The 2521-nt window shown below is 76.6% G+C and carries 2 protein-coding genes; one reads left to right on the top strand and one right to left on the bottom strand.

From position 1 onward, the window contains the following. Positions 1-316 precede the first annotated feature (316 nt). Entirely contained in the window at positions 317-901 is a 585-nt protein-coding gene (locus E1283_RS35125; protein ID WP_207930661.1) for a histone deacetylase, read from the top strand. A gap of 11 nt (positions 902-912) precedes the next feature. On the opposite strand, the gene E1283_RS35120 is transcribed toward E1283_RS35125, so the two are convergent. Further along, complete coding sequence (locus E1283_RS35120; protein WP_132822216.1) at positions 913-2061, bottom strand: MarP family serine protease; 1149 nt, start codon at positions 2059-2061, stop codon at positions 913-915. Positions 2062-2521 lie beyond the last annotated feature (460 nt).

Genomic DNA, 2521 nt, shown 5'->3' with positions numbered 1-2521 from the left:
GCGTCAACCAGGCCGCGCGGCGCCGGCCCGGCGGGGAACAGGACTGGATGGCGGCCGAGTGGGCGGTGGCGGGCGTGGCGAGGCCGGCGGTGAGGGCGGCGGCGGTCGCCGCCAACGTGCCCGCCGTGCCGAGGGCCTGGCGGCGGCTGAGGTGCGTCACGATTCCTCCCAGGAACGTCGTCGCGGTGAGTATCGAGGGAGGCGGGGCGAAGTGGCAGGGGTGCCGGCGGCCGGCGAGGAAGAGTTCGCCGAGAGATCACCGGGGCGTGGCGGGGGTTCACCGAGCCGCGTCTGGTACGCGGCCTACGGGTCGAACATGTCGTCGGCCAGGCTCGGCCAGTATCTGCGGGGTGGGGCCGCGCCGGGCGCGGCGCGTGCGCACCCGGGCTGCCGCGACCCCCGGCCGCCCGAGCGGTCGGTGCCGGTGACACTGCCGGGGCTGCTGTACTTCGCGACCGAGTCCCCGGTGTGGGGCGGCGGGCGCGCCTTCTACGACCCGGACAGGGCGGACGAGGAGACGCCGGCCAGGGCACACCTGCTGACGGCCGGTCAGTTCTCCGACATCGCGGCACAGGAGATGGGCCGGGAGCCGGGCACCGACCTCGACCTGGCGCCGGTGCGGCGGGCCGGCGCCCGGCTGCGGCTCGGGCCGGGGCGGTACGAGACGCTGCTGTGCGTGGCGGAGCTGGACGGGCTGCCGGTGCTGACGTTCACCGCGCCCTGGGGCAGCGGGGACGTGGCGTGGCGGGCGCCGTCCGCGGGCTACCTGCGGCAGCTCGGCGCGGGGTTGATCGAGGGGCGTGGCTGGACGGCGGCGCGGGCGGCGCGCTACCTGGCCTCCCGGCCGGGCGCGCGCGGGCAGTGGGCCGCGCCGGAGGTGCGGGCGCTCCTGACGGGCTGAGCTACCCCGGGCTAGCCCTGGGCGGTGGCCTCGGCGTAGGGGCGTATCTGGTCGGCGGTCAGCACGTAGCCGGTGTCGTCGTCGGTGACGGAGCGGGCGAACACCATGCCGTACACCTGGCCTCCGGTGGTGAGCAGCGGCCCACCCGAGTTCCCCGGGCGGACCAGGCCGCGGACGGTGTAGATGTCGCGGACGACCACGTTCTCGCCGTGGATGTCCTGGCCCCGGGCGTTGGTGCGGCCGGCGACGGTGGCGGCGCGCATGTCGAGCCCGCCGTTCTCCGGGTAGCCGGCGACGACGGCCGGGTCGCCGGTGTCGGCGTCGTCCGCGAGGGCGAGGACCGGCGCCACGAGCCCCGGCACGTCGAGCACGGCCACGTCCGTGTCGGGATCGGAGAGCAGCACGGTGGCCGGCAGCAGCTCGCCGACGCCGCCGACCTGCACCGAGACGGCGCTGGCACCGTCGACCACGTGCGCGTTGGTCATCACCCGCTGGTCGGCGAAGACGAAGCCGCTGCCCTCCTGGCCGGAGAGCCCCGACGACGCGGTGATCTTGACCGTGCTGTTCTGCGCGGCGGCGATGGCGGCCTCGGTGACGTTGTCCCCCGACGGCTCGGGCACCTGGGCCGTCGGCGCGTTCTCGAACGGGTTGAACACCTGCGGGAAGCCGGCGTCCGCCAGCGCGCCGGTGGCGCGGCTGAACCAGGTGGGGGCCGTGGCCGGCATCCGGTCCTGGACGCCGCCGAGCACCCGCGACTCCTGGACGGCGCGGTTCAGACCCGGGGACGGGGTGGGTATCAGGGCGCTGGCGACGATCCAGGCGACCAGCAGCAACGCCACCGCGTTGAACGCGGCGCCACCGACGCCGTCCACCCAGCGGACCGGCGCCCAGCGCAGCCGGTCGCGCAGCCGCATGGCCAGGGGCCAGGCCAGGGCCTGGCCGACGGCGGCCGGGACCAGCACCACCAGCAGCGCTATCAGCGTGGCCCCCGCGGACCCCGGCTCCACCGGCTCGACGGCGAACGGCAGCAGCCACACCCCGAGGACGGCGCCGCCCACGAAGCCGGCCAGCGAGATCACACCGGCGATCAGCCCGCGCTGGTAACCGGAGAAGGCCGCCAGGACCGCGCCGAGCAGCAGCACGACGTCGAGCAGGTTCATTCCCGGGGACCCCCCTCCGTCTCCTGGCGACGCCTCCCGTGGACCGGTTGTCCTGTTCGTCGGGATAGGGAACTTCCGGAACGTCGGAAGGGACAACGGAGGAGGTGCCTCCGGGGTTCCCGACTTCGGGCGATTCGATCCGGAAGGCCGACCGGGTGTCGGCCGGGCCCGGCGGGGTGCCCCCACCGCCCAGCGGCGAAGCCGCCACGGGCCCGGCCCGGGCCCGGCGGGCGGCGCCGTGGCCCCGGCGGCGCTGCCGCCTTGGGGCTCGGCGGGTGGCCTTGCCTGGCGGCGGCGGAGCCACGGTTGCCGGGTGCGGCCCCCGAGCTCCGGCGGGTGGCCTCTTGGGGCGGGGCGTGGAGCCTCATGGCCCGCGGCGCTGCCGCCACGGGCCGGGCCGGGCCCGGACCAGACCCGACGGCTCCACCTCGTGGGCCCCGAGGCGGAGCCGCCGTGGGCC

The organism is Streptomyces hainanensis, assembly GCF_004348415.1.
GTDB lineage: Bacteria > Actinomycetota > Actinomycetes > Streptomycetales > Streptomycetaceae > Streptomyces > Streptomyces hainanensis.
Note: the sequence above shows the minus strand (reverse complement) of the source record. Positions and strands in the feature narration are given on the sequence as shown.

Excerpts from the sequence above, each read along its gene's own strand:
- E1283_RS35120 (WP_132822216.1), bottom strand. The coding sequence starts at position 2,061 with ATGAACCTGCTCGACGTCGTGCTGCTGCTCGGCGCGGTCCTGGCGGCC.
- E1283_RS35125 (WP_207930661.1), top strand. The coding sequence starts at position 317 with ATGTCGTCGGCCAGGCTCGGCCAGTATCTGCGGGGTGGGGCCGCGCCG.